The organism is Leptotrichia sp. (assembly GCF_057270615.1).
On the sequence record NZ_DBHIXN010000074.1, the window covers coordinates 1 to 7,690 of the forward strand.

The window sequence follows — 7,690 nt, forward strand, 5'->3', positions numbered from 1 at the left end:
CATTATTATCACCTACTTTTATATTATTTCACTGAATAAATTATATCATAAATATCTCCTTTTTTCAATTTTTTTTTACAAAAAAAGTAATTCATCACCCGCTTGTAGAAGCCGGAGACTTCTTGCTATCTTTTGTTAAAATTTTTATTCTGTCAAAGTAGAAAAATAAATTGGAAAAAAATAACAAATTTGCTATAATATAAAAAATGGAAAAATTTGGGAAAATGGAGAGAAAATTAAGTTGAAACAGGAAATGGATTTTGGAAAAAATAAAAAAATGAATATTTTGGCACCAGCAGGAAATTATGAAAAATTAGTTGCTGCAGTAAAAGCTGGAGCCAACGAAGTTTTTTTTGGATTAAAAGGATTTGGAGCAAGAAGAAATAATGAAAATTTGGCTATGCAGGAGGTATTTGACGGGATTGACTATGCTCATTCACGTGGAGTTAAGACGCTTATAACCTTGAATACAATTTTAAAGGACAGCGAAATTAACAGTATGTACAATAATGTCAAAAGAGTTTATGAACATGGGATTGACGCTGTGATTGTACAGGATTTGGGATTTGTAAAGTTTTTAAAGGAAAATTTTCCAAACTTAAAAATTCACGGAAGTACGCAGATGACTGTGGCAAATCACATAGAAGCCAACAAATTAAAGGAATTGGGACTAACTCGTGTCTGTCTTGCAAGAGAGCTGTCTTTTGAGGAGATAAAAAGTATCCGTGAAAAAACTGACATTGAGCTGGAAGTGTTTGTTTCAGGCTCGCTTTGTATTTCCTATTCTGGAAATTGCTACATAAGCAGCTTTATTGGCGGAAGAAGTGGAAATCGTGGACTTTGTGCATATTCCTGCCGTAAAAAGTTTACAGATGAAAATGGCAAAAGTGCATATTTTCTAAGCCCAAACGACCAGCTTTTGCAGGAAAAGGAAATCAATATGCTAAAAAGTATTGGAATTGATGCAATAAAAGTCGAAGGAAGAAAAAAATCAAGCGAATATGTCTACGAAACCGTGAGCTATTATGACAATATTTTAAAAGGCACGCCACGCCCGACACAAAGCTACAAGCTCTTTAACCGTGGATATTCAAAAGGATATTTCTATTTAGATGATAAACTTATGAACTTTAAATATTCTTCAAATTTTGGATATTTTTTAGGGGCAAGAATTGGCGAGTCAAATAACTTTAAAATTGATGATGAATTAATTTTGGGAGATGGAGTTCAATTTGTAAATAAAAATTTTGAACAGATTGGCGGAGAATATGTAAATAAAATCCATATTATCGAAGCTAAAGAGAACGAAAATAAACAAAATAATAAATTTAGAAAAAAAGATTTTGAAAAGAAAAAGAAAAAAACTGAAGAGAAAATTTCAAAAGCTGATAAATATGATATTATTTCCATTGGAAAATTGCCAAAAGAAACGAAATATATTTATAAAAATTATTCTAAGGAAATTAACGACAGAATTATTCACAATATAAAAATTTCCAAAAGATATGCGACTATTAATGCCAAATTGTTTGCAAAAAAAGGTCAGGAAATTAAACTTACGCTTGAAATTGAAAATTTAAAAAATGAAATAATTTCTGTTACCAAAAAAGGAAATATTATCGAGCAGGATGCCAGAAAATTAATTACAAAAGAGCAAATTGCCGAAAAAATCGCAGAGCTTGGAGATACGACTTTTGAGCTTGGAAAAATTCAGATTGATTACGACGGGACTTCATTTATTCCGTTTAGTGAACTAAAAAATTTAAAAAGAGAATGTGTTTTAGAACTTTTAGAAAAATTGCTAGAATCTTATAAAAGAACAGCTGTCGAGCGAAAAAAATATGATTTTGAAGTAAATAAAAATTCTGAAAATAGTAAAAATAAAGATATAGAAAGTAAGAAGCAAAATAAAAAGCCCATTATCTCAGCACTTGTTTCAAATGATAGTCAAGAAAAAGTCTGCCGTGAAATGGGAATAACAAAAATTTATCAAAAACAGTTTGATGTTGCCAAAGAAAAAAATCTGTCTAAAACAGATAAAATAAAAATTGGAACAAATTTAGCTTCCAATCTTTATCAGGCAATTATGGGCGAAAAATACGGATCAAAAGGTCAATCATTAGACTGGAACTTAAATATTTTTAATAACTACACGATCGAAATGTTTTCCAGCTTCAAAAATCTTGAAACTGTATTTTTATCACCAGAATTAAGCCATCGCCAGCTAAAAAATATAAAATCCAATAAATTAAAAAAAGGTCTTGTAATTTATGGCTATCTAAAAGGAATGTATATTGAGCATAAAATTTTTGACGAGAATTACAAAGAATTAGAAGGAGAATTTTACGATAAATATAAAATTGTAAAAAACAAACTAAATAATATCGAACTTTATTTAAATAAGCCAATGAACCTGATACCAAAATTAGATGAAATTTATGAACTAGATCTGGATGAATTAAGGCTGGACTTTACATTTGAAGATGACGATGAAGTAAGAAAAATTATAAAAAGCATTGATACAAAAAGTGGAAAATATACTCCTTACGCTTTTGAACAGGGAGTTTTATAAATTTTTATACAATGATTGATTATTAAAATTAAAGGAGGAAAAGTGGAAATTGAGAAAAAACAGAAATATCTGGAAAAGTTGTATTTACTTTTAGGTGCATCAATTTTTGTACATTATGCTTTAGTTATTTTATTTAGCATTTTAATATTAGTAAATATTTTTACAAATGGAGAATATAAAAAGATATTTAAAGATAATTCACTTATTGTTGTGGGAGTCGTACTTGGATTTTCACTTATAACATCTGCTTTTTACAAAAATATTTTAGGATTAATCGCAATTCCAATATTTTTGTGCATTATAGTCGGACGTTACTATACTTTGATTGTAGATGTAGAATTTAAAAAAAATAATTTGGAATATATGGCAAAATTTTCTGGAATATCGTTTTTTATTGGAATTATCGACTTTTTGCTCACGCATAGCAGAGTCGGATATTTTGCATATTTTAACCCAAATTATCTTGGAAGCATTATGATGATGTCAGCAGTTATAAATTTGTATTTTACTTTTGAAAAAAGGTCTAAAATTAATTTTGCAGTATTTATTATGAATATCTTAACAATTTTGCTGACAGGTTCAAGATCTTCATTAATTGCAGTAATTCTTGGAATATTTGTACTTTTTTTCTATTTTTTGAAAAGAAGATACTTTGTAGGATTGATTTTGATGCTTTTGTCGTATATTTTAGGAGTAATTTCAGGTATTTTTCCATTTTTGCGTGAAAGCACGCTAATAGAATATTTTTGGCTAAGAGTAGAAATCATTGATATGGCAATAAGAATTTTTAAAAAAACCAATCTTTTATATGGGCACGGAAACTTTTTTTACTATAAGTTTACAAATTACGTGTATCCACATTCACATAATGCCTTGGTAGAATTGCTCTTGAGTTATGGATTAATTGGAACAATAGCTTTACTTACTGTATTTTTACGATATTTATACGATATTTTAAGAAACGATAGAAATAATGTTTTGAAAATTGCTTTAATTGCTGGAATTGTAGTCCACAATCTTACTGATTTTGCAATTTTTTGGGTACAAACTGTACTTTTATTTATTATGGCTTTGGCTTACAAAGAAAAAAATGAAAAAATACGTGGCTACAGAAAAATACAAAATAAATATAAAACTGAAAATAAGGAAGGAACAAAAAAATGAGAGATAACATCTATGTAGGACTTGTCCATTATCCTGTATACAATAAAAATAACACAGTTGTGGCAACTTCCGTTACAAATTTTGATATACACGATATTTCCAGAACTTGCAGAACTTATGACATAAAAAAATATTTCATAATTACTCCAGTTGATGCCCAAAAGGAACTGACAGGAAGAATAATAGGCTACTGGACTGAGGGAAATGGAATAGAATTTAACAAAAATCGAAATGAAGCCTTTGAAAATACAGAACTTGAAGATTCTGTCCAAAGTGCAGTAAATACAATTGAAAAAATTGAAGGTAAAAAACCAAAAATTATTACAACTTCAGCCAGAATTTTTCCAAATACAGTAGGCTATGCTGATTTAGGCAAGGAAATGATTGAAGATGATGCACCATATCTAATTTTGTTTGGAACTGGATGGGGACTTACAAATGAAATTATGGACTTGTCTTATAAAATTTTAGAGCCAATTCGTGGAAAAACACAGTATAACCATCTGTGTGTGAGAAGTGCTGTTTCAATAATTTTGGATAGACTTTTAGGAGAAAATTAATTAAAGTTATAATATAGATAAAAAACTTAGGTTATCAAACATAATCTATTGAAATTTTTATATTTTTACAAATAACTAATAAAAAATTTGAAAGGAGAAAAAATAAAAATATGGAAGAAAAAAACAAAAAATTAGTAGGAATCGTAGTAGTAAGCCACAGTAACACACTTGCACAAGAAATTATTAATTTTGCCAAATTATTTAAGCAGGAAGAATTTGCTTTGGAAAATGGCGGAAATGTAAAAACTGAAGTTTATGGAACAAATATAGAAAATGTAAAAAAAGCAATCATTCGTGCTGATAACGGAGCAGGAGCACTTGTGTTTGTAGATATGGGAAGTTCTGTATTTAATGCAGTTCAGGCAATAAGAAGCCTGGAAGGGCAAATTGAAGCTAAAATTGCAGATGCTCCACTTTTGGAAGGAGTAATTTCAGCAGCAGCGGCTAATTTTAAGGGAATTGATTTAGATGATTTAAAAATGATTGCCGAAGAAAGTAAAAAATTTACAAAATTAAAAGAAGATATTTAAAAAAATTAAGAAAGCGAGAAATAATAACAAAGAATGAAAAACTTGGTAAATATAGGAACAATTGTCGGAACACATCATTTACGTGGAAGTGTTAAAATTAACTCAATTTTTGAAAACATTGAACTTATCAAAAATGAACGTATCCTTCTTGAAAAAAATGACAAAAAAAAATTACTTGTCGTAAAAGATGTAAAAAGATTAAATGATAAAAAAGTAATCTTAAATTTTGAAGGCATTGATAATATTGACGATGCAAAAGAATTAAATGGCTATAAAGTTAAAATTCGCCGTGATTTATTGCCAGAAAAAAATGAAAATGATTTTTATATAAAAGATTTGTTTGGATTGGAAGTATTTTCTGAAAATAGAAAAATTGGTGAAATTATTGATGTAATGGAAACTGCTGCTCATAATATCTTAATTATTGAAGATATTGATACAGGAAAAGAAATTATGGTTCCGTTAATTGATGAATTTGTAACAAAAATTGATTTTCCAAATGGAAAAATCGAAGTAGCTCTAATTGATGGAATGCGGGAATAATAAAATCTAATGTAATTTTATTTTTTTAAAATTAAACTATTAAAAATCATATAAATTTAAGATTTGAATAAAATAGTCATAGTTTTTGAGTTCAGTTTTAAATCATTTTTACTATAAAAATAAATATCATAAAGCAAGGGGATGCCCCCTTGTATAGATAAAAAAAATTTAAATTATCGGACATATCAAGAATTCTTATACGTTTACAAATGCCTAAAAATTATTATAAAAGGGAGCAAAATCAATGAAATTTAGTGTACTCACATTATTTCCAGAACTATTTGAGCAATATTTATCACAAACTATCCTAAAAAGAGCAAGTGATAAAGACATCATAAATTTTAATATCGTAAATATCAGAGATTATGCCAGAAATAAGCACAGCCAAATGGATGACATTCCCTTTGGCGGCGGTGCAGGAATGGTTCTAAAGCCAGAAGCCTACTGGAACTTCTTCTACGAAAATTATGAATTTTACAACAACGAAAATTCAAAAAAACCTTACGTAATTTTCTTATCTCCACAAGGAAAACAGCTAACCCATAAAAAAGTTACAGAACTTTCTCAAAAAGATGAAATAGTACTTATTTCAGGACGTTACGAAGGACTAGATCAAAGAGTAATCGACAAGTTTGTAGATGAGGAAATTTCCATTGGTGATTACGTGCTAAGCAGCGGAGATTTGCCATCTCTTGTAATCATGGATTCTGTAATCCGTATAAAAGAAGGTGTAATAAAAAAAGAGTCCTTTGAAACTGACTCATTTTATAACGGACTTTTGGGATTTCCGCAGTATACAAGACCTGTGGAAATTGATGGCTATACTGTTCCAGAAGTTTTGCGAAGCGGGAATCATGCTAAAATAGATGAATTTAGGCAGATGAAGTCGATTGAAAAAACTATTCAAAATCGAGAAGATTTGTTTGAGAAAAAGTTGTCTGAAGATAAAGAATTTTTGAAATTTTATGAAAAATATAAATTGAAATTAAAATAAAAGGAGTTAATTAAAAATTTTATTAAATTTATTTGCCTCTATATTTTTTTTCTCTGTCTTCGTTTAAATAAAATTTGAAAAAACTTTATTTTATATGGTATAATTAAAGTAATAACAAAATATTTAGGCGATTGTAAAAATAAAAGCGGTAAAGATTGAATAACAGCAGTATCTATAATTGCAAGGAGTAAATACCCTTGTCAGGAAGCGAAGAAAATTAGGCATAAAAAAATATAGTGTTTACCGAGTTTTTAGAATTTTACAAATGGCTAATGAAATATTAATTAGGAGGAAAGTATTATGTATTTAATTGATTTTTTTAGAAAGTTATTTAAATCCAAAAATATTGGAATCATTATATGGCTCTTCTTTAATTCTTTAATGTTTATTATTCCATTTATGTCAATATATCCTGACTATCCAATATTAGGTTTGCTTTTTGGAATAGCTTTATATGTTGGTACGATAGCTATTACTTTATCTTCATTAGGAGAATGGTTTTTTAGATTGATAAATGGATGTAAAAAAATAATTGATCCGAGGATTCTTAATCGTTTAATTCCGTTATTTAATGAAGTTTATGCCAGAGCTAAAATGAAAGATCCAATTTTATCTCCCAATATCAGATTGTATATGATAAATGATCATTATCCCAATGCTTTTGCATTAGGAAGAAATACAGTCTGTGTAACAAGAGGTTTGCTATACTTAGATGATGAGGCAATCAAAGGAATTTTTGCTCATGAATTTTCACATCTATCAAATAAAGATACTGATTTTCTTTTATTCATCTATATTGGGAATTTAGTTATGACATGTGGATTTATGATTGCCAGAGCAATGATTTGGATAATTAGCTTTTTTTTAGGAGTGGCAACCAGTGATCATGATGATTATGATGTCGTTAAAGGTCTTAGAGGCTTGATTTTTGCACATTTAGCAGATCTTCTTTATGTAATAGCTGTTGGATTGTATACGAAATTAGGACTTATTTTAGTACGACATTCTATGAGAAAGCAAGAATATGAAGCAGATAAATTTGCGTATGACTTAGGTTATGGCGAGCAGTTAAGAGATGCGTTGACGCAATTACAAGATACAAATGAAGCTCCTAAAAAATTTGCAGCAAATCTAATGTCAACTCATCCAGATATATTTTCAAGAATTGATAAACTGAATATGTATCTTTTTCAAAATGGTCCTGGAAATTATAATTTTTACGATAATGCCCAAACAAATGGCCCTGGAAACTATAATTTTTACGATAATGCTCAAACAAATGACCCTGGAAATTATAATTTTTACGATAATGCCCAAACAAATGACC

7 protein-coding genes are annotated in these 7,690 nt (G+C 28.7%); all 7 read left to right on the forward strand.

Going from position 1 to position 7,690, the window contains the following annotated elements:
- Window positions 1-253: 253 nt before the first annotated feature.
- Window positions 254-2,572, forward strand: coding sequence for a peptidase U32 family protein (locus ACO409_RS09705; protein ID WP_485556796.1), 2,319 nt, complete (start codon window positions 254-256; stop codon window positions 2,570-2,572).
- Window positions 2,573-2,614: 42 nt separating this feature from the next.
- Window positions 2,615-3,736 carry an O-antigen ligase family protein gene (locus tag ACO409_RS09710; RefSeq protein ID WP_485556784.1) on the forward strand — a complete coding sequence of 374 codons (1,122 nt, stop codon included), beginning with the start codon at window positions 2,615-2,617 and terminating at the stop codon, window positions 3,734-3,736.
- Complete coding sequence (locus ACO409_RS09715; RefSeq protein WP_485556786.1) at window positions 3,733-4,296, forward strand: RNA methyltransferase; 564 nt, start codon at window positions 3,733-3,735, stop codon at window positions 4,294-4,296. Before ACO409_RS09710 ends, ACO409_RS09715 begins: the two co-directional genes overlap by 4 nt.
- Window positions 4,297-4,406: 110 nt before the next feature.
- Window positions 4,407-4,826 carry a PTS-dependent dihydroxyacetone kinase phosphotransferase subunit DhaM gene (locus tag ACO409_RS09720; RefSeq protein ID WP_485556788.1) on the forward strand — a complete coding sequence of 140 codons (420 nt, stop codon included), beginning with the start codon at window positions 4,407-4,409 and terminating at the stop codon, window positions 4,824-4,826.
- Between the two features lie 33 nt (window positions 4,827-4,859).
- The gene (rimM, locus tag ACO409_RS09725; RefSeq protein WP_485556790.1) at window positions 4,860-5,369 is read left to right on the forward strand and encodes a ribosome maturation factor RimM; all 510 of its coding nucleotides are present in this window, start codon (window positions 4,860-4,862) and stop codon (window positions 5,367-5,369) included.
- Between the two features lie 244 nt (window positions 5,370-5,613).
- Window positions 5,614-6,363, forward strand: a complete 750-nt coding sequence (gene trmD, locus ACO409_RS09730; RefSeq protein WP_485556792.1) for a tRNA (guanosine(37)-N1)-methyltransferase TrmD — start codon at window positions 5,614-5,616, stop codon at window positions 6,361-6,363.
- Between the two features lie 300 nt (window positions 6,364-6,663).
- Window positions 6,664-7,690, forward strand: a 1,027-nt coding sequence (locus ACO409_RS09735; RefSeq protein ID WP_485556794.1) for a M48 family metalloprotease, incomplete at its 3' end; no start/stop codon positions are given.